General features: G+C 51.0%; 19 protein-coding genes. 1 reads left to right on the top strand and 18 read right to left on the bottom strand.

The features are described 5' to 3' along the window. Window positions 1-16: 16 nt before the first annotated feature. Window positions 17-640 carry a transcriptional repressor LexA gene (gene lexA / locus QO008_RS01375; protein WP_126465424.1) on the bottom strand — a complete coding sequence of 208 codons (624 nt, stop codon included), beginning with the start codon at window positions 638-640 and terminating at the stop codon, window positions 17-19. A 313-nt stretch (window positions 641-953) separates the two neighbouring features. On the opposite strand from lexA, the gene QO008_RS01370 reads away from it, so the two are divergent. Continuing rightward, window positions 954-1,157, top strand: a complete 204-nt coding sequence (locus tag QO008_RS01370; protein ID WP_164715214.1) for a LysM peptidoglycan-binding domain-containing protein — start codon at window positions 954-956, stop codon at window positions 1,155-1,157. A gap of 445 nt (window positions 1,158-1,602) precedes the next feature. Here the strand turns inward: QO008_RS01370 and QO008_RS01365 are convergent, their stop codons facing one another. From QO008_RS01365 to QO008_RS01285, 17 genes are all read right to left on the bottom strand, one after another. Further along, window positions 1,603-2,598 carry a tyrosine recombinase XerC gene (locus QO008_RS01365; protein WP_232006447.1) on the bottom strand — a complete coding sequence of 332 codons (996 nt, stop codon included), beginning with the start codon at window positions 2,596-2,598 and terminating at the stop codon, window positions 1,603-1,605. A 102-nt stretch (window positions 2,599-2,700) separates the two neighbouring features. Further along, entirely contained in the window at window positions 2,701-4,245 is a 1,545-nt protein-coding gene (rny, locus tag QO008_RS01360; RefSeq protein WP_407653954.1) for a ribonuclease Y, read from the bottom strand. A gap of 94 nt (window positions 4,246-4,339) precedes the next feature. Then, a complete protein-coding gene (locus QO008_RS01355) occupies window positions 4,340-5,023 on the bottom strand; it encodes an ATPase (RefSeq protein WP_307383635.1) in 684 nt (227 codons plus the stop codon). Continuing rightward, the gene (locus QO008_RS01350) at window positions 5,023-5,259 is read right to left on the bottom strand and encodes a hypothetical protein (protein ID WP_126465420.1); all 237 of its coding nucleotides are present in this window, start codon (window positions 5,257-5,259) and stop codon (window positions 5,023-5,025) included. Before QO008_RS01350 ends, QO008_RS01355 begins: the two co-directional genes overlap by 1 nt. A 1-nt stretch (window position 5,260) precedes the next feature. Then, window positions 5,261-6,700, bottom strand: coding sequence for an AAA family ATPase (locus QO008_RS01345; RefSeq protein WP_307383633.1), 1,440 nt, complete (start codon window positions 6,698-6,700; stop codon window positions 5,261-5,263). Continuing rightward, entirely contained in the window at window positions 6,697-7,674 is a 978-nt protein-coding gene (locus QO008_RS01340; RefSeq protein ID WP_126465418.1) for a metallophosphoesterase family protein, read from the bottom strand. The genes QO008_RS01345 and QO008_RS01340 overlap by 4 nt, the downstream gene beginning before the upstream one ends. A gap of 4 nt (window positions 7,675-7,678) precedes the next feature. Then, on the bottom strand, window positions 7,679-8,716 hold the full coding sequence (gene recA / locus QO008_RS01335; protein WP_126465417.1) for a recombinase RecA: 1,038 nt from the start codon (window positions 8,714-8,716) through the stop codon (window positions 7,679-7,681). Further along, window positions 8,703-9,959, bottom strand: a complete 1,257-nt coding sequence (locus QO008_RS01330) for a competence/damage-inducible protein A (protein ID WP_126465416.1) — start codon at window positions 9,957-9,959, stop codon at window positions 8,703-8,705. Before QO008_RS01330 ends, recA begins: the two co-directional genes overlap by 14 nt. An 8-nt stretch (window positions 9,960-9,967) precedes the next feature. Next, the gene (pgsA, locus tag QO008_RS01325) at window positions 9,968-10,501 is read right to left on the bottom strand and encodes a CDP-diacylglycerol--glycerol-3-phosphate 3-phosphatidyltransferase (protein WP_307383628.1); all 534 of its coding nucleotides are present in this window, start codon (window positions 10,499-10,501) and stop codon (window positions 9,968-9,970) included. Further along, window positions 10,485-11,810: a 30S ribosomal protein S12 methylthiotransferase RimO gene (gene rimO / locus QO008_RS01320; protein ID WP_307383625.1), complete on the bottom strand. Its 1,326-nt coding sequence runs from the start codon at window positions 11,808-11,810 to the stop codon at window positions 10,485-10,487. The genes pgsA and rimO overlap by 17 nt, the downstream gene beginning before the upstream one ends. Further along, complete coding sequence (locus tag QO008_RS01315) at window positions 11,807-14,035, bottom strand: DNA translocase FtsK (RefSeq protein WP_126465413.1); 2,229 nt, start codon at window positions 14,033-14,035, stop codon at window positions 11,807-11,809. Before QO008_RS01315 ends, rimO begins: the two co-directional genes overlap by 4 nt. Window positions 14,036-14,104: 69 nt before the next feature. After that, entirely contained in the window at window positions 14,105-14,548 is a 444-nt protein-coding gene (gene dut, locus QO008_RS01310) for a dUTP diphosphatase (protein ID WP_126465412.1), read from the bottom strand. Window positions 14,549-14,598: 50 nt separating this feature from the next. Next, a complete protein-coding gene (pnp, locus tag QO008_RS01305; protein WP_307383619.1) occupies window positions 14,599-16,722 on the bottom strand; it encodes a polyribonucleotide nucleotidyltransferase in 2,124 nt (707 codons plus the stop codon). A gap of 56 nt (window positions 16,723-16,778) precedes the next feature. Beyond that, window positions 16,779-17,045 (bottom strand): 30S ribosomal protein S15, encoded by a 267-nt coding sequence (rpsO, locus tag QO008_RS01300; RefSeq protein ID WP_126465410.1) that lies wholly within the window; start codon window positions 17,043-17,045, stop codon window positions 16,779-16,781. Between the two features lie 76 nt (window positions 17,046-17,121). Further along, the gene (locus QO008_RS01295) at window positions 17,122-18,081 is read right to left on the bottom strand and encodes a bifunctional riboflavin kinase/FAD synthetase (RefSeq protein ID WP_307383616.1); all 960 of its coding nucleotides are present in this window, start codon (window positions 18,079-18,081) and stop codon (window positions 17,122-17,124) included. Window positions 18,082-18,088: 7 nt separating this feature from the next. Beyond that, window positions 18,089-18,988, bottom strand: a complete 900-nt coding sequence (truB, locus tag QO008_RS01290; protein WP_126465408.1) for a tRNA pseudouridine(55) synthase TruB — start codon at window positions 18,986-18,988, stop codon at window positions 18,089-18,091. Further along, window positions 18,969-19,943, bottom strand: a complete 975-nt coding sequence (locus QO008_RS01285) for a DHH family phosphoesterase (protein WP_307383613.1) — start codon at window positions 19,941-19,943, stop codon at window positions 18,969-18,971. Before QO008_RS01285 ends, truB begins: the two co-directional genes overlap by 20 nt. Window position 19,944: the final 1 nt, after the last annotated feature.

Genomic DNA, 19,944 nt, shown 5'->3' with positions numbered 1-19,944 from the left:
TTCCCTGCAGGTATTTTTAAAATGTGCGGTATAACCCGATCACCTTTCCGAGGATCTGGAGATGATCGACATAAATCGGATCCATCCTGTCGTTTTCGGGTTGCAATCGGAAGCGGTGGTTTTTTTCGTCTTTGTAAAAGGTCTTGATGGTCGCATCGTCGTCGATCAAGGCGAGGACGATCTCGCCGTCTTTGGCGGCGCTCGTCTGTTCGATCAGCACCTGGTCGCCGTCCAAGATTCCCGCATTAATCATGCTCTCACCTTGTACCGTCAGAAAGAAGAGATTCCGATCCCGTACGAAATCGACCGAAAGGGGAACGGTATCGGAGATATTTTCCGTCGCCAAGATGGGGATCCCGGCGGCGACTTTGCCCAAAATCGGTACATCGGTCGTCTTTTTCTTCGGCATCAAAAAACTGTCGTCCTGATCGATGATTTCGATGGCGCGATTGATCGTCGAAGCTCTGCGGATATAGTTTTTCAATTCCAATTTTTCCAAACTGGAGTGGACGGTAGAGGTGCTTTTAATATTTACGCCGGAACAGATCTCCCGGATAGAAGGGGGGTAGCCGTTGGCGTCGATAAATCTCTTTATATAAAACAGTATTTCCATCTCGCGTTTATTGAGATCTTCGTACATAGATATCTCTCCTCTCTGAAAGCTGATTTTAGTATAGCAAAAACGAACATATATTTCAAACATATATTCTAAAAACCTTGACAGCGTTCCGAACGTTCGTTTATAATTAGAACAAACGTACGAACAAATATTCAAAACATATGTACCGTCCAAGGGACTACGGAGGTGGACGATGTTAGGATACGAATATAAAAGTCGCAGGGCATCGCATCAGCTTGTTGCAGAAAGAGCAAGACGAAAGCGACTTCGTCTATTGCCGATTGCGGCTCTGATTCTGATGTCCATACTGGGACTAAAAGGGGCACCAGAAAATTTGCCGACATACTTTGTAGAGGAAGAGACATATGTGGTCGCAGAAGGCGACAGCCTGTGGCGAATCGCATCGGCATATTCTGGGCCCGACGAGGACGTGCGGTTTGTCGTAGACCGCATTCTCAAAGACAACGCCCTGCAAAACGGCGCCGACTTGCGCCCCGGCGATCGATTGAAAATCTATACGCGGCACGAGCTGCATTGAAGTCATAAAAAGGCGGCGACGAATTGAATTCGTCGCCGCCTTTTTGTTCGACTGGAAATTGCGGGGAGGAGGACGGGAATATATCGAATTTTGGTGGCGAAGAGCGGGATAAATTTAGTCACAAAATATAAATTTTGTGACTAAATACTGCAATTTTGAACCACTTCTCTCAAAATTAGCGTTTTTTGACCGTGAACGAGTTACTGAAATTTTACGAGAAACGGACAATCCTGCCGCCCTAAAAAGCCATTCTATGGATTGGAACTTGTTGCGACTTATAAAACTGAAACGTCGAATGCAGTCGTCGGTCGCAATATAAATTCCATACGCGTTTCGCAATTTGAATTTCTTGCATTTGTATAATTTAGCGCTTGCTTGTTCGCGTCCTTTGATGGTTTCTCCATATCCTATTCGGATCAAATGTTCGAATATTTGTTCCTGTCCTTTACTCTTTCTCGACATCGTCGAGCATAGATTCTACCTCTTGGATATTGCCCAAGGGATTCTTACTCATGGTATGGCGTATATCATCTTCGTCGACGTGGGTGTAGATTTGCGTCGTAGAGATCGATTCGTGCCCCAGAATCTCCTGTAAGGACTTTAAATCCTCGTCCCCATACTGATACATCAATGTGGCAGCGGTGTGGCGCAATTTATGGACTGTGTACTTACTGGTATCGAAGCCGGCGTTTTTCAGATGCTTTTCGAGCATATGCTGGATGGAGCGATTGCTCATTCGGTTTTTGCGCATGCTGAGAAACAGGGCGGGTTCCTCGTCCAGTGCCGCCTCCTCGCGTCGCTTTAGGTAGCGGTCTACGGCATCGCGAACCGTTTCGTTCATATATACCAGGCGCTCCTTGGATCCCTTGCCCCGTACCCGCAGCGTGCCCTTGCGGTTCAGATCCGCCTGATTTAAGGCGGAAAGCTCGCTGAGCCGCAGCCCGCAGTTTAAAAACAGAGTGGTGATCGCATAATCGCGGCTGCGGTAGATCTCTTTCTGCTCGGAGTTTTGTACGGTCTTTAAGAGACGCACGCTCTCTTCGAGGGTCAGATAAACCGGCAGAGACTTTTCGATCTTGGGCATATCGATATTTTCGGTGGGGTTTTTCGATAAGATTTCCACTTTATAGCAGAGGTAGTCGAAAAAAGAACGGACCGACGAGATCTTTCGAAATTTGGTTCGGCCGCTGTTGCCGCGCGTACCGTCGAGATACGAGATATAGGCATAGATGTCCTGTTTTTCTACGGATTCGAGAAAATCTGCGTCGATGTCCTCGATAGGGATCTCCTCCATATTATCGGCAGGGATTCCTTCTTTTCGGCTGCGCATATAGCGCAGAAAAAGGCGAATATCGTAATAGTATTCCTTTATGGTGCCTTCCGAGCGCCCTCTGGCGGCGCGAAGGTAGTTTAAGTAATCTTCCAGTAAATTGGATTGCAATGTATTCCTCCCGTCGTCGAAAGTATGGTGTTTGCTGTATTTGAATAGGAGATGCGCAGTTGCCATATGCCATATATAGAAAAAACCCGCCAAAGGCAGGTTTTATTTCGCGTATTCCGTGGCGCGCGTCTCGCGGATGACGTTGACTTTGATCTGTCCGGGAAAATCCAATTGGGATTCGATTTCCTTGGCGATCTTTCGCGCCGTTAAAGTCATATGGGCTTCGTCGATTTCTTCGGGCTTGACGATAATGCGAAGTTCTCGGCCCGCTTGTACCGCAAAGGATTTTTCGATGCCTTCGAAACCCGTAGCGATCTCTTCCAATTGTTCGAGTCGCTTGATATAGGTTTCGATGGTTTCTCTTCGGGCGCCCGGTCTGGCAGCACTGATGGCATCGGCCGCTTGCACGAGAATCGATTCCAAGGAATCGAATTCTACGTCGCCGTGATGGGCTTCGATGCCGTTGATGACGGCTTCCGGTTCCTTGTATTTTCTGGCGAGTTCGACGCCCAGTTCCACGTGGGGGCCTTCGACTTCGTGGTCGATAGATTTGCCCAAGTCGTGGAGCAATCCGGCTCTTTTCGCCAATTTGGAGTCGATGCCGATCTCCTCGGCCAGATATCCGGCGATCTTAGAAACCTCGACGGAATGCTGTAGACAGTTTTGTCCAAAGCTCGTACGGAACTTCAGACGCCCCAGGTATTTTACGAGTTCCGGGTGCAGGCCGTGCACGCCGGCTTCAAATGTAGCTTCCTCGCCGCTTTCTTTGATGATTTCGTCGACTTCCTGCTTGGCTTTTTCGACGGTTTCTTCGATCCGCGTGGGATGAATTCTGCCGTCGAGGACCAATTTTTCTAACGCGACACGGGCGATTTCACGTCGAATGGGATTAAAGGAAGAGATTACGACCGCCTCCGGCGTATCGTCGATAATCAGATCGACGCCGGTCAAGGCCTCTATGGCGCGAATATTTCGTCCTTCCCGTCCGATAATGCGGCCCTTCATCTCGTCGTTGGGCAATGTAACCACCGATACCGTAGTTTCAGCCACCTGATCGGCGGCGATGCGCTGAATGGTGCGCACGATGATATCCTGTGCCAATTTGCGACTTTCATCCTTCACATGGCGTTCGTAATCGCGAATGCGCACGGCAGATTCTTGGGTTAATTCGCTTTCCAGTTCGTTGAGGAGAAGCTGTTTGGCTTCTTCTCTGGTAAGGCCCGAGACCCGTTGAATTTCTGCCGTCTTTTCCTCGATCAAGGCGTCGATGGAATTCTCTTTCTCTTGGATGCGCGTCTGTTGCTCAAAGATTTGGGCCTCCTTTTTTTCTAAGGTCAGGCTCTTGGAATCCAAGATATTTTCCTTAGACAAAAGACGCTCTTCGAGTTTCTGCAGCTCCGTTTTTCTAGCATTATTTTCCTGTTGCACGCTGTCTCTCAGGCGATGGATCTCTTCCTTCGCATGGAGCATCACGTCCCGTTTATTGTTCTCGGCTTCACGTTCCGCATCAATAATGATATTCTTGGCTAATTCTTCAGCTCGATTTAACTTTCCTTCCGCTAAATTCTTACGTACGAAATAACCAATAGCTACCCCGAGGATTCCAATAAACAATGCCACGAGAATTGAAATGACAATTTCCGGCAAATGGAACACCTCCTTATTCAGTTTTCAAGTTTCAAATGGTATAAACCATGAAAACATTATACCATACAATGGAGCGGATGACCTTGTTCAATTCTCAAGCCATCTCTTTTTCATCGTCGATCACCTCATACACCGTGCTCTTACCGTTTCGAATTTCGACGCGAAACGCTTTGTCGCAGATATTCGTCAGGTGTTCATTATGGGTGACCATAAGGACTTGCCGCACGAAAAGACGGGAAGATTCCTTTAAAAACTCTCCCATATTGAAAATGTATTCATCGCTAATGTGCTTTCCCGGCTCGTCGAGAAAGAGGGGGCCCTGAATCTTCGGTCGGTGATTCTCCAAAAAAGCGATGCGCAGCGCCAGTGAAACGATATCTACCACGCCGCCGCCGCGACTGAGTTCGGGCTTTGTCTTGACTTTATAATCGCCATAATCCGATTCGACAAAGAATTCGGCCACCGGCAGATTTCGACTCTGCGAGAGCTCTACTGTAAATTGGGAGCTGTTTTGCATAATATAGGCAATTGACTGCGTGACGATGTCTTCGATCTGGTGTTTTGCCTGGATGCGAGAGTAGTCCGCTGCCTTTTGCAGCAAAAAGACGACGCCGTTTAACAGCTTTTCTTGCGCTTCGATTTCCTTGATATGCGTTTCTTTTTGTCGCATCTGTTCGCGAACGGACTCGCGCTTTCCCTGCTCCCGATCGACTTTTGTCGAAAATGCCTCGGCACGTGAGCGGATTTTGTCGAGGGTCTGCGCTTGTTTCGGGTCCATTACCGGTCCTCCGGCAGCAATGCTTCCGCTTCTTTGAGCAGCGTTTCGATTTCTGCCTGAATCGTTTCAATGTCGCTCTCTAAGGTGTTCGGGTCCAATCCGTCGGCGAGTATTCTTTCGTTGAGTTCCTTTTCTTCTTTTTCCAATTCTTCCATGCGCCATAGTGCGCGATTTCTTACGTCTTTCGCCCGTTCATATCGGCGGTTGAGTTCATTGATTTGTTGTTCAAAATCCATATTATTCCTCCAATGCCAAGCTGATTTCCCGAAGCGATTCTTCGTCGATCGTTTGGCGACACAAAGGGCAACGGCCTACGTGTTTCAGCGCTTCCAGATAGGCCGCTTTGTTTGCAGAGAGGTCGCTTTTGGCCTGGTCATACTGTGCTTGCACGATCTTTCGTTGACGGTTTAAAGACTCTTTTTCCTCGAGCATGGCCAGGCGCCGCATAAACGCCTGGTGTTTTTTTATGAGTAGATCTCTTCGTTCCCCTGCAGAATCGATCGTCGAGAAGCCCTCTAGAAATGCCTTTCCCCGCTCTATGCGATCCGCTATATCCGCTTTGGCGCTTTGAAGCGACTTAAGCTCGAGCAATCGGCCGTATAACTCGTTGATGCGATTTGCAGGTATGCGTTCCAGGCGCTCGGCATCGGAAAGGATTCGCTTCAAATTTGCTTTTTCCAATGTAAGAGCGCGGCTGCGTTCGCGATACGGCAAGATTTTTCGGTAGCGAGTATAGGCGGAAGACAATCGGTTCAGGGCATCCGTAAACCGATCGAAGTCCCGAAATGTTGCCAAAATATTCTTCGTTTTTGATTTCTCGGCAATGTTTTTTGTGCGGCGAACGGACAGCCCATGGTATTTGTCGTAGCGATAAAATTGTTCGCGGATCGTATGCAGTTTCTCGCCGGCGGCATCGACGCCCGCGCTATCTGCAAGGATTTGCGAGACCCGTGCCTTTTCTGCTCGGATCCTCTGTGCGGTTACCACCATGTCTCGCAGCTTTTCTTCTTTTTGCAAGAGGGCATCGATTGAGGCGATTACACGCTTTAGCTGTTCTCGTTTGTCGATCCATCCTTCTAAGTACGAAAACGTTTTTTCTTCCTCGGATAGCGCTTCCAAATCGCGTTCCGCCACGGATTTTTCCAGGCCCAGTTGCTTGACATCCCTTTGGGCGTCGCGCATGGCTTCATCCAGTATATCGATCCCGACCATGCGTCCGATGGCCTGCGCTTTATAGGCATCTGTTTCCTGAAGCAGAAACGGACCGTCCAGTTGGTCGGAAAAATTTAGGGGAAATGCCTTTTTATCGTCCAAAAATACTTTTCGGATCCCCAAGGCATCTTCCACTTCCTCCGGTACGTTTTTTCCGAAGCCTTCGAACACGGTCTCTTCGCCTTCTTGGTCTTTTAAAACGTATTGATTCTTGGACTTGGTGCGCCGGCGCGTTACGGCAATGCCGTCGCGAAAGCGCACGGTCACCGATACCTCGGTCTCTCCTTCTCGCACGAACTCTACGCCGGCGGGCTCGTTAAACAGGCACCACCGCAGAGCGCGAAGAATCGAGGTCTTCCCGCTGTCGGAAGGCCCGACGATTACATTGACGCCGGGAGACAGTGTTAGGCTCGTCCGTTCGTGGGACTGAAAATTGACCAGATCGATCTGTTCTATATATTTCATAGTCCTCCCCTACTCTCTTCAACCTTTGCGATCCGCTGTAGGGCTTCTCGTTTGACGGCGGGATCAAGTTTTTCGTTTTCCGCAATATCCGTAATGACCTCCATAAAGTGGATGCGTTCGAAATTCCCCGTCCTCTCGATGGACTCCTTGAATTCGGCGAGCTCTCTTCGCTTGAATTTATGCATCTCGATTTCCTTACGGTCGAGCACCTCCTCGCCGGGCAAGGCGGATTGTAATGGGTACTCTCGAATCTCGCAGTCGCTCTTTTCGACATCGATCAAGAGAACCTTCGGCTTTCTCTTCAGTTCCGTCAAAGTATTCGAAATGCGCACCATGGCGCCGGGGTTGATAAATTTTTTATCGCCGATTTCCATCAGCGGAAAACCGTCGTGATAGTGCCCGCTGATCGTCAGGTCCGCCGCCGTATCGGCGACTTCTTCTACGCGGGTATGGGCGATTAAGGGAAATTTTTTGGGCATCAAAAATCCATGCACCAGGTGAATGGCAAAATCCGCACGCGGATCTTTTTCTTTGACAAAATATAAATTTCTGTGTTCTTCCCGGTCGATGCCGTAGATATAGGGCGCGCCGGTGAGCTGGACGACGGTGTCGTCTTTTTGTAAGAGCATTGTTTTGCCATTAATGACCGTGACAATCCCCAATGCGTCCAAAAGCCCCATCACGGTGCGCGGCAGCGTTATGGGATTGTGTCCGTAAATGTCGTGATTCCCGCTGATCGCCAGTATCGGAGCGGGGATCGACTGTAAAAGCGGTGCGATCTCGTGAATGACCGAAAGCGATGTGTCCGGTCTGTCGAACAGATCGCCGCCGTGGAGCACATAATCGATTTGGTGCCGTTGTGTAAGAGATCGCACTTCTTCGAGTTTTGTTTTTACCGTATCGAAAAACGAATCCGTTCTCGATTTCGGATTCGTTCCTCGAATATGGCTGTCGGTGAAGTAAAGGAACTTCAATCGATCATTCCCCCTGTGTCTTCTCCGTATCCTCTGTCGATTGATCCTTTTGGCTTTCGGGACGGTAATATTCGCGTACTTTTCCCTCGATTTCCGCCAATAGATCCGGATTCTCTTCTAAATACTTCTTTGAATTTTCTCGCCCCTGAGCGATCTTTACATCGCCATAACTGAACCAGGATCCGGATTTGTCTACGATGCCGCTGGCGACCGCTGCATCAAGGATGCTTCCGACCTTGGAGATTCCCTCGCCGTACATAATGTCGAATTCCGCTTGCTTAAAGGGCGGCGCTACCTTGTTTTTTACGACCTTTACGCGCACGCGGTTTCCGATAATTTCGTCTCCGCGCTTAATGCTGTCTATGCGGCGAATGTCCATCCGCACCGAAGTAAAGAACTTCAATGCGCGCCCGCCGGTGGTCGTCTCGGGATTGCCGAACATGACGCCGATCTTCTCGCGCAACTGGTTGATAAAGATCACCGAAGACTTGGACTTGCTGATGGCGCCGGTGAGCTTTCTGAGGCCTTGGCTCATCAGTCGTGCCTGCAGACCCATATGGCTGTCGCCCATCTCTCCTTCGATCTCCGCCTTTGGAACCAATGCAGCGACGGAGTCGACGACGATGAGGTCTACCGCATTGCTGCGAACCAGACTCTCGGTGATTTCCAGCGCCTGTTCTCCGGTATCGGGCTGAGAGATAATCAGGTTTTCGATGTCTACGCCCAGCGCCTTGCTATAAGCGGGATCCAAGGCGTGCTCTGCGTCGATAAACGCGGCGGTACCGCCCAATTTTTGTGCCTCGGCGATCATATGCAGGGCAATGGTCGTCTTGCCCGAAGATTCCGGTCCGTAGATTTCGATAATCCGGCCGCGGGGAATGCCGCCGACGCCCAGGGCGATGTCCAAACTCAAAGAGCCGGTGGGTATGGCCTCGATGTTTAGATTGACATTTTCTCCCAAGCGCATAATGGCGCCTTTTCCGTACTCTTTTTCGATCTTGGCGATGGCATCGTCCAGCGCCCTTCTCTTACTCTCGTCCATATTCCCCTCCTAATTCTTGTAACAAAACTGTCGCGAGGATATTCTTCGCACTGCGAAATTGAATGGTATTGCGATCGCCGCGGAAGATCTTTTCCTCCGCATCGACTTCCCTGCCGTTTTTTCGAATCGAATAGCAGACGGTGCCCGCTTCGCGATCCGTCGCGGTATCCGGGCCCGCTTCTCCCGTGGTAGAGATACAAAATGTCGCCTTTGTACGCGCATAAAGCCCTCGGCTCATCTCGGCCGCCACTTCGGAAGAGACGACGCCCTTGTCGAGAATGGTATCGGCGGAAACGTCGAGTAGGGCGATTTTCGCCTGATCGCTGTAGGTAATATAGCTCTCTTTTATGACATCGGCACTTCCCGGCACCGAAGTGATCATATGCGCCAATAGTCCGCCGGTTACGGATTCGGCAAAGGAAATCGTCATATTGCGGGATGCCAAATATTGCACCAGCGTTTCGAAGAGATTCTTTTCGCCATTGCCGTAAATGTGGTAGGCAAATAGGGATTTTACTTTTTCTACGGCTTCGTCAAAAGCGCGTTTGGTCTCTTCGTAGTCTTCTTCCCCTTCGGAGTGTGCCATGATCTTAATCTCGACCTCGCCGGTCTTGGCAAAGGTATTGATTTGGACGATGTCGTTTTCGATCTTTTCCTTGCGGAAAATATCTTCGCAATTGGACTCGCCGATATTCACCAGGCGAAGGCTCTCGATAAAGTTTTCGCCGGTGGTCTTTTCCAAATAGCGATCGATGATCAAATCCACCATGGGTTCAAATTCTCTGGGAGGACCCGGAAGAAGATAAAAGACTTTCTCTCCGTAATTCAGCTTACATCCCGGCGCGGTTCCCTTGTCGTTGGGAATGACGACGGCGCCTTTCGGAAATTCCGCCTGTCTTTTGTTGTTGTCGGTGATCGTCCGCGCATGGGCCATGGCGATGTCTCTGATATTTCGCCATTCCTCTTCGTCGAAGTACAGATCGATATTCAGTGCGTGGGCCAGTGCCTGTTTGGTCATATCGTCCTGGGTGGGCCCTAAGCCGCCGCATAAAAAGATCAGATCGCTTCGCGTAAGAGCCGTTTCAATGGCATCGCGAATGTCTTCATAGCGGTCGCGTACCGATGCGTGGTAGAAGACGTCGTAGCCGAAATCCGTCAGTTTTCGCGACAGATAGGGACCGTTTGTGTTCAAAATAGAACCGATAAGGATCTCCGTACCTATGGTGATGATTTCAGAAATCATAATTTCTCCTAAATATTTTTCAAATCCAAAAGGTCTTTATTCTTCACCAAATAATCTATTCCGCTTAGAACGGTAAGAATGACGGCGATATAAAAGAGTACAATACCGATAGATTCGGGAATGGCGGGCGCAAATAACAAAGCGATCAGACACAAGAGTTGACTGATGGTCTTGATCTTTCCGAATCCGCTCGCGGCAATGGTTACATTTTCAGAGGCTGCGATAACCCGAAATCCGGTGATCGCCAACTCGCGCGCTACGATGACGATCACCCCCCAGGCGGGAATGACGCCGAATTCCACCAAGAGGATAAAGGCGGAAATCGTGAGAATCTTATCCGCAAGAGGATCGAGAAATTTCCCGAAAGTGGTGACGAGATCGTACTTTCGCGCCAAGTATCCGTCGAGAAAATCTGTAAATGCGGCGACCACAAAAACCGCCGCGCCGATATAGCGCATTTCCTGCGTCTTTAAGAGCATCAATAGGACAAAGAGCGGCACCATCAGAATGCGCAGCATCGTGAGCTTATTCGCAATGTTCAAGATATTCACCGCCCAGGTCGTAACTCGATGCGTCTGTAATGCGAACTTTCACAAAGTCTCCTTCCCGCAGCACGACGTCGCTTTGGACGACGACGATGCCGTCGATATCCGGTGCGTCTAAATAGGATCTGCCGATATACTCCCCTTCCCCGCATTCCGTAATCAGTACCGTGAGCGTTTTTCCGATCAGACGCGCCATACGGTTTTCTGAAATCTCCATCTGTTTTTCCATAAAGCGGCGGTGTCTATCTTCTTTGATCGACTCCGGTACTTGATCTGCGTATTCGGCAGCCGGCGTTCCCTCTTCGCGGGAATAGGTAAATGCCCCCGCCCGTTCGAAAGGATGACGCTCGATGAAATTCAATAGCGTTTCAAAATCCGCCTCCGTCTCTCCGGGAAAGCCCAAGAGAAATGTAGTGCGAATGGCGATGTCCGGAATCTCTTCGCGCAAAGTCGCGAATAAGTTTTCGATCTGCGCCCGGTCGACCTTTCGGTGCATGCGCTGAAGCACCGAATCGGAGATGTGCTGCAGGGGGATGTCTACATAGGGAAGCACTTTGGGATTGTCGCGCATCTGTCGGATCAAATCGGCATCGAAGTGGTCCGGATAGGCGTAGAGGATGCGGATCCAACGGAGACCGTCGATCGTAGACAGCGCCTCCACCAGCTTGGCGAGGGCGTATCGACCGTAGAGGTCGATTCCGTAATCGGTCGTGTTTTGTCCGATCAAGATGATCTCGCGCGCACCTTCTGCGACCAGCATATTGACTTCTTCGAGAATCTCCTCTTTTTTTCGGCTGCGATGGTTCCCTTTCAGATAGGGAATAATACAGTAGCTGCATCGATTGTTACAGCCTTCGGAAATCTTTACGTATTCCGTAATCGATACATTTTCCCGTACCATGCCCTCGATATAGGCATTGGAAAGGGATTGAGTGAACACGGGCTTATCGCCGCTTTCTGCTTCTTCGATGGCTTCATTCAAAGAGCGAATATGACCGGGCCCCAAGATGCCGTCGGCTTCGGGTATGCTCTCCAAAAGTTCTTCGGGATAGCGCTGGGCGAGACAGCCGGCGAGGAGCAAAGTCTCTAATTTTCCCGTATCTTTCAGTTGCGCCAAATCCAGTATCGTATCGATGGACTCCTCTTTTGCGGCGTCGATAAAACCGCAGGTGTTGACCACGATCACTTCCGCTTCATATACGTCGTCGGTAAACTGAAATCGGGATGGATCCAAGACGCCGCGCATTTGGCCGGAGTCGACGTCATTTTTAGAGCACCCCAAGGTTACGATTGAAACATTTTTCATAGATTCTCCTGCTCATTTCTCATCGATTCGATTTCTTCTTTGGTCATCAACAGCTTGCGCGGTTTGGGCCCTTCGTGCGGGCCGATGATTCCCATCTCTTCGATCTGATCGACGATCCGCGCCGCCCTGGCATAGCCGACCTTGAGTTTTCGCTGTAAAAAGGAGATGGAAGCCTGTTCCTGTGTCAATACGATATCTACAGCTTCACCCAACAGCGGATCTTCGTCGGAAACGGATTTTTTTACTTTCTTTTCCATGGTGTCCATGGCTTCCTCGTCGTATTCTGCCGTTTCCGTATGGTTCTTGACAAATTCCAGTACCCGCTCCACTTCGCCGTCGGAGACGAAGGCGCCCTGCAGTCGTTTGGGCTTCGGGTAAGAACCCGGGTAAAAGAGCATATCGCCCTTTCCGAGAAGTTTTTCGGCGCCGGACATATCCAAAATCGTGCGGGAATCGATCTGCGACGAGACGGAAAAAGCGATCCGAGAGGGAATATTTGCTTTGATGGTACCGGTAATGACATCGACGGAAGGACGTTGTGTCGCGAGGATCAAGTGGATCCCCGCCGCCCGCGCCATCTGCGCGAGTCGCGTGATATAGTCCTCGACTTCTTTGGCGGCGACCATCATCAAATCGCTCAACTCGTCTACGACGATGACGATTTTCGCCATTTCCTGCTCGCCTTCTGCGTCCATCTTTCGATTGTAGCCTGAAATATCGCGTACCCCGGCATCGGCAAAGGCCTTATAGCGCTTCTCCATCTCTTCTACCGCCCAAGCCAATGCGAAGGCGGCCTTCTTCGCGTCGGTAACCACCGGAATCAATAAATGCGGTATCCCGTTATAGATACCCAGTTCGACCACTTTGGGATCGATCAGAATGAGACGAACCTTTTCCGGCGGCGATTTGTAGAGGATCCCCATCAAAATCGAGTTGATACATACGGATTTCCCCGATCCCGTCGCGCCTGCGATCAACAGGTGCGGCATTTTGTCGATGGTCGATAAGATCGTGTGTCCGCTGACATCTTTGCCCAATGTCAACGGCACCGAAGACGGCAGCTTTTGAAAGGCGTCGCTCTCCAGGATTTCTCGCAGTCCCACGCTGTCTTTTACGGCATTGGGCACTTCGATGCCGATGGCGCTCTTTCCCGGTATCGGCGCTTCGATCCGGATATCCGGGCTCGCAAGAGACAGACTCAGATTGTCGTGCAGGGACACAATGCGACTGATTTTTACCCCCGGTGAGGGTTCCAATTCATAGGAAGTGATTGTGGGCCCTTTGTTGATGGCCGTCACCCGGCAGTCTACATTGAAGTTGTCCATCACCTCTTGGATAACGGCGGCGTTTTTGCGGACGCTCTCGTCTCCGGCGGCATTTTCGCGCTCTGTTTCCTTCAAGAGGTTCAGCGGCGGAAAGGCGTATACATTTTCCGCGACCTCTGTGCGAACGTCTTTGCGAAACGCTTCTTTTTCCGCTTCGTCCAAGGAATCGACCCGCTCCGGTTTTGCATCGGGCATATAGTCGCGTATCGTCAAGGGCTCGGCCTCTTCGTGAGCTTCGGCTTCAAAATCGAATGCGGGCACAGAATCCTCTTCGATCTTCTTTTTTTGTGCGGTTTCGCGACTCGGCCTTTTTCGAGGAACAGCGGTCTTTCGCGCTTTAAGACGTTTTTCGACAGATTCGACGGCAGATAGTATCTTCCGCTTCCAGATCATTTTTTGTCGATCCGAAATCAAAAGATACAAGCTGACGAGAAGAAGGAGGATCAAAAGGATTCGACTTCCCATCGTACCGAACAAACCCGTCAACAGCCGACTGAATCCTTGGCCGATGAGGCCTCCGTCGATCGGGGCGGCCTGTAAGGAATCGATTCGCGCTTCCCAATCGAGCGCGCGACTGTAGGGATCGTAAAAGTGCAGCATGGCGATGGCGAGGGCGGTAATGGCAGGCAAAAAAACCTGTACGATCTTTTTTCGATCGGTATCGAGTATTAAAAACAGTCCGGTTAACAGCAAGAGGCCGCAAAAGATGGGGCCGGTCTTTCCGAAGAATAATCCGATGCCTTTGGAAGCAAAGTCACCGAAGATGCCCATTTTATCGCTGAAAATGCTTAAAAAAGACAATACGGCCACCAAGATCAAAAGCCCACCGACCATCGCCGGCCGCTGTGTATCCGATGCAGCGGATTTCGTCTTTCGCTTTGTGTTTTTTCTCTTTGCCAATGTCCGCCCTCCCGTCAAATATATGTTCGAGTCTATTATAACACAGCGCGTCCGCTCGAAGAAGCGAAGTTATAGGCGGCCGGTGTGCCCAAATCCGCCTTTACCTCTGGCGGTTTTGTCCAATTCTTCCAGTTCTTCTACCTCGATCAAATCGGCTTTTTCGTAGCGTGCCAGTACCAATTGAGCGATTCTCTCTCCGTCTTGGATCACGACGGTATCCTGAGATAGATTGACCAAGGGAACGGTGATTTCGCCGCGATAATCGCTGTCTACGGTCCCTACGGCATTGATGAGGGTAATTCCCTTCTTAAAGGACAGGCCGCTTCTCGCACGCACTTGTCCTTCAATTCCCTCCGGCAGCTCGAGATACAAGCCGGTGGGCACTTTTATCCGCTCAAACGGTGCGATGGCGAGATCTTCATCGAGATCGGCGCGCAGGTCCATGCCGCTTGCGCCCTCGGTAGCATAGGCGGGCAGGGGATGTTTGGAACGATTGACGATTTTGATTTTCATTGTTTTCCTCCATGAAAAAACCGCCGAAGCGGTTTAGTTTCTTTTATTCATTATCTGTCACCGCGATCTCTGCGTTCGGCGCGTTCGTTCTCTTTGCGTTCGGGCTTGGGAAGCAGAGCCTTTCGAGAGAGGCTGATCTTGCCCTTGTCGAGAGCCGTCACCTTTACCTTCACCCTGTCCCCTTCTGCCAGCACGTCGCCGACATTGTTGATGCGCTTATGGTCGATATTGGAGATGTGCAATAGACCTTCTTTGCCCCAAAGAATTTCTACAAAGGCGCCGAAGTCCACGATTTTTTTGACGGTGCCTTCGAACACTTCTCCCACTTCCAATTCGTGCACAATGTCTTCGATAATTTTCTTCGCCTTTACGCCGCCTTCGTCGCCGGAAATAATCGAGACGCGTCCGTCGTCTTCGATTTCGATCTGTGCGCCGGTTTCCTCGACGATTTTGTGAATCATCTTTCCGCCGCTTCCGATTACTTCGCCGATCTTATCGGGGTCGATATAGAGGCAGTGGATGCGCGGTGCATAGGGAGACAGATCGTCTCTGGGTGCGGCAATGGTGCCGTGGAGATGCTCGAGGAGCGCAAGGCGTGCCTCCTTTGCCTGTGCAAGCGCACGGCGTAAGATTTCTTCGGATACGCCGTCGATCTTAATGTCCATCTGGAGCGCCGTGATGGCATCGGCGGTGCCGGCCACTTTGAAATCCATATCTCCATAGTGGTCTTCCAGCCCCTGAATGTCGGTAAGAATGACGGGCGCATCGCCGTTGTCGATCAATCCCATGGCGATGCCCGCCACAGGCGCCGCAATGGGTACGCCGGCGTCCATCAATGCCAAAGTGGAGCCGCAGACGCTCGCCTGAGAGGAAGAGCCGTTGGATTCTAAGATCTCATTGACGACGCGAATATAATACGGAAAGTCCTCCTCTTTGGGCAGCACCGGAATCAATGCCCGTTCCGCCAAATTGCCGTGGCCGATTTCCCGTCTGCCAGGACTTCTGGGCGGGCGGGTTTCGCCGACGGAATACGAGGGAAAGTTATAGTGGTGCACATACCGCTTCGTATACTCGGGATCCAATCCGTCGACGATCTGCCCCTCGGTGAGCGGCGCGAGCGTAACGGAACTGAGTGCTTGGGTTTGGCCCCGGGTAAACAATCCGCTGCCGTGTGTGCGCGGCAAAAGCCCCACTTCCGACGACAAGGGACGGATTTCGGTAAAGGCCCGGCCGTCGCTACGGCGTTTTCCCACCAAAATCTGTTTGCGGAAGATCTCTTGCGTCACGTCTTCAAAGACGCGGTTTACCTGTGCTTCCTCATAAGCTTCGTCTTCTTCCAGTCTTTGCACCAGGGCCTCTTTAATGCGGCCCAGGGCATGGCCCTGCTCGGTCTTATCGGCGATATCGAGTGCGATCTCCACTTGATCGTAGATGCTTTTGCGAATATGTTCTTCGTATTCGCTGTCGACGACGAGGCCTTCATAGGCCATGGTTTCTTTGCCGACCTCCGCCTTGATACCGTCTATAAAGCCTACGATTTCTTTGATTTTCGTATGGGCCAAGAGAATCGCCTGCAATACCTCTTCTTCGGGGAGCAAGTCTACGGCGGCTTCGACCATCATGATGGCGTCGGCGGTGCCGGAGACGGTGAGGTTCAATTTGGAATTTTTGATCGCATCGACAGAGGGATTCACGACGAACTCGCCGTCGATATGTCCGATGCGCACGGAGCCTGTGGGTCCGGCAAAGGGAATATCAGAGACGGAAAGGGCCACAGAAGAGCCGATCATCGCCAGGATGTCCGTGGGGTATTCGGGATCGTAGCTTAAGACGGTAGCCGTGACCTGAATGCTGTGGTGAAAATCCCCCGGAAACAGCGGCCGGATGGGACGGTCCATCAACCGGCTCGTGAGGATCGCGTCGGTACCGGGCCTGCCTTCGCGTTTTTTAAATCCCCCGGGGATCTTTCCCGATGCGTACATTTTTTCTTCGTAGTCGCAGCTCAGGGGCAAAAAGTCCACGCCTTCTTTGGCCTTGGTCGATGCGGTGGCCGTGACGAGGACGACGCTCCCGCCCTGGGTGATCCAGCAAGCGCCATTGGCCTGCTTGGCGACTTTTCCGATCTCTACCGTAAGGGGCGCACCGTTAAAATTAATCGTATACGATTTATGCATAAAACCCTCTTTTCATTATAAAGAAAGAGCGGTCTCCCGCTCTTTCATGTGGTTTCTTATCCTCTGATATTTAAGCGTTCGATAAGGGTTCTGTATCGCTCTACGTCCTTATTGCGCAGGTAACGCAGAAGATTTCTTCTCTTACCGACCATTTTCAAAAGACCTCTTCTGGAATGGTGGTCTTTCGTATGTTCTTTGAGGTGATCGTTCAATGCATTGATCGTGTGCGTCAAAATAGCAACTTGAACTTCCGGAGAACCGGTGTCTCCCTCTTCTCTTTGGTACGCTTTAATAATCTCTTGTTTTTGTTCAGTAGATAACATTTTTTCCTCCTAAATAAATCATTCGGTCTCACCAAGATCGCGTCGAGGATCGACAATCCGAGTAAAACTAGTACCCTCACATTTTAGCATGAACGGGCGGCAAAGTAAATTGCCGATCACGAATTCTCAAAGGAATTTCCTTCAGATCCGCATCCATTTGTTGTTTCAAAGACGAAACATCGGGAAAACGGATTTCGGGGCGAATGTAATCGACCAGGGCGATGTCGATCACCTTGCCGTAAAATTCCTCTCCCCCGTAATCATAGAGATACGATTCGATTTTTATGCCCTGCTCTGAAAAAGTCGGGTTGGTGCCGATGCTGGTCGCCGCATCGTACCAGCGATCGTCGATGCGGACTTTGGCGGCATAGACGCCGAACTTGGGCACGATATAGTCGTCGGGAAAGTGCACATTGGCCGTGGGGATTCCGATCGTTCGACCCAGCTGCTTGCCCGGCTGTACGGATCCGCGTATGGTATAGGGCCTGCCCAACATACCGGTGGCGGAAAGAATATCGCCTTCGCGGACGGCGTTTCGAATGCGTGTGCTGGATACGGCCTCGCTGCCGTAAAGCACGGGGCGAATGACCGAGAGATCGATGCCACCGGATTGACAGAGTTTTTCCATTTTCTCCACATTTCCCGCAGCCATATGGCCGAATCTGTAATCGTAGCCTACGACCACGCCTCGGATTTTCAAATGCGAGATCAAAAAGCGCAACACAAAATCTTCCGGCGACAACTGCATAATTTCGCGGGTAAAGTCCATCTCATAGACGCGGTCGATGCCGCAGGCGTCCAGGATCTCGTATTTCTGTTCGCGGAGCGTCAAAAGATTCTGCCTACCACCGTGTAAGGTATTTTTCGTGTGTTCTTTGAAAATCAAAACCGATGCGGATATGTTCGCCGCCTTCGCCATGCGGCGAACTTCTCGTATCAGCGCCTGATGCCCGAGGTGCATGCCGTCAAAATTTCCGAGGGCGATACACGTCTCCGGCGATATATTCGATTCGAGATCCACCTGTATTATTTCCATACCCACCTCAACATAATACCTTTTTCATCTTGAATTCTCGCCTTCCGTCTTTGGTTCGCACTTCGCCGAGTCCCAGGAATTCGCCGTCGGTATAGACGCGGAATGTGTTCTCGCCTTCTTCGACATACGGTGATTCGAACGATTTTCCCTGCGAAAGCGCAAGTCGTTGCGACGCCGGAAACTCCGCTGCCGGCAAATGCCCCAGCATGCGGTCCATCGGAAGCAAAAGCGCTTCGCGTTCCGCCTCCGACATCGCTTCGATGGCATCGAGTGTATGTGCTTCCTCGACATGCAATTTGCCCACCGACTCTCTCCGCAATCCCGCCATCGTAAAATAACAGCTTGCCTCCACGCCGATATCGTCGATAAGCGTTCGAATATAGGTGCCGGAAGAGACACTCGCGCGCAATGTGATTGCATCGGCAGCGCCATCGATGCACTCTAAATCGTAGACGCATATCCTTCTAGGGACGCGGGGCACGCAGATCCCCATGCGCGCGTATTCGTACAGCTTTTTGCCTTTATACTTCAGCGCCGAATACATCGGCGGAATCTGGTCTTGTTCTCCCACAAAGGAGGCGAGGATTTCCGCCAGATCGTCCGGAACGGGGAGATCGCTCTTGGCATAGACTATTCCCGTCGTATCACCGGTGTCGGTTCGGATTCCAGAAACCGCCTTTGCAAGGTAAGTCTTTCGGTCCCTGGCGATATACTCTACGAGCTTGGTCGCCTTGCCGACACAGACCGGCAAAAGACCGGTTGCCATCGGATCCAACGTGCCGGTATGCCCCACCTGTTTCGTATGGTAGAGGCGGCGCAATTTTGCCACTACATCGTGAGAGGTCCAACCCGCGGGTTTGTCGACGGCCACGATGCCGATCGCCGACTTATTTTCCGAATGTTTCATCTAAGACCTCGAGAAGCTTTTTCTCAACGGCTTCCAAAGATCCATGCGTGGTGGCGCCGCTTGCGCGAATATGCCCGCCGCCGCCGAAGGCCTCGGCGATTTTCGTACAGTCCGTTTCGGATTTGGAGCGAAAAGACAATTTGATCTCGTCTTCCTTCTCTTTGAGAAATACGGCGAGCTCTACCCCGTCTACATTGCGGATTTTTTCGACGATGCCCTCGGTATCGTCGGATTTGGCACCGGTGCGTTCAAAACCCTCGAGGGATGCATCGGAGACGGCGACGCGACCGTCGAAATAATAGCGAATCTTCGAAAGCACGGCGGTGACGAGGGATAGTTTATTCGGCGATTCGGATTGGTAGAAGTTTTTGACCATTGTATAGTGATCGCAGCCGTAATCGTAGAGTTTTGCCACCATGCGGTGGGTATCGCCCGTCACGCTGTCGTATTGAAAACTTCCCGTATCCGTCGAAAATGCCGTATACAGCCCCGTCGCCATACTCGGCGTGATCTCTGCGCCCATCGCTTCTAAAATTCGGAACAAAACTTCTCCGGTGGATGTGGCATCGGCATCGACGAAGTTTAAATCCGCATATTGGGTGTTGCTGAAATGGTGATCGATGTTCACACAATATGTTGCTCGCAGAAATAATGCTTTTGCCGTTTTTCCGAAGCGATCTTCGTCGGAAGAATCCAACGCGATCAATAAGGGAAAGTCCTCATCGACGGTATCGACCGGAACCCGCGCCTCCACCGACGATAAGAACTGCAAGTTCGAGGGCACCGTATCGTTTCCCAAATAGACGACGTCTTTTCCTGCATTTTTCAAATGGCCGTAGAGCGCGTGTAAGCTGCCCAAATTGTCCCCGTCGGGGCTGGTATGAGACAGTATGGCGATCCGATCGGTCTCGTCAATTTTTTGGCGCAGAATTTCTGCAAATTGCGTCTGTTCCATA

Source organism: Aedoeadaptatus ivorii, from assembly GCF_030815095.1.
Classification (GTDB): domain Bacteria; phylum Bacillota; class Clostridia; order Tissierellales; family Peptoniphilaceae; genus Aedoeadaptatus; species Aedoeadaptatus ivorii.
Note: the sequence above shows the minus strand (reverse complement) of the source record. Positions and strands in the feature narration are given on the sequence as shown.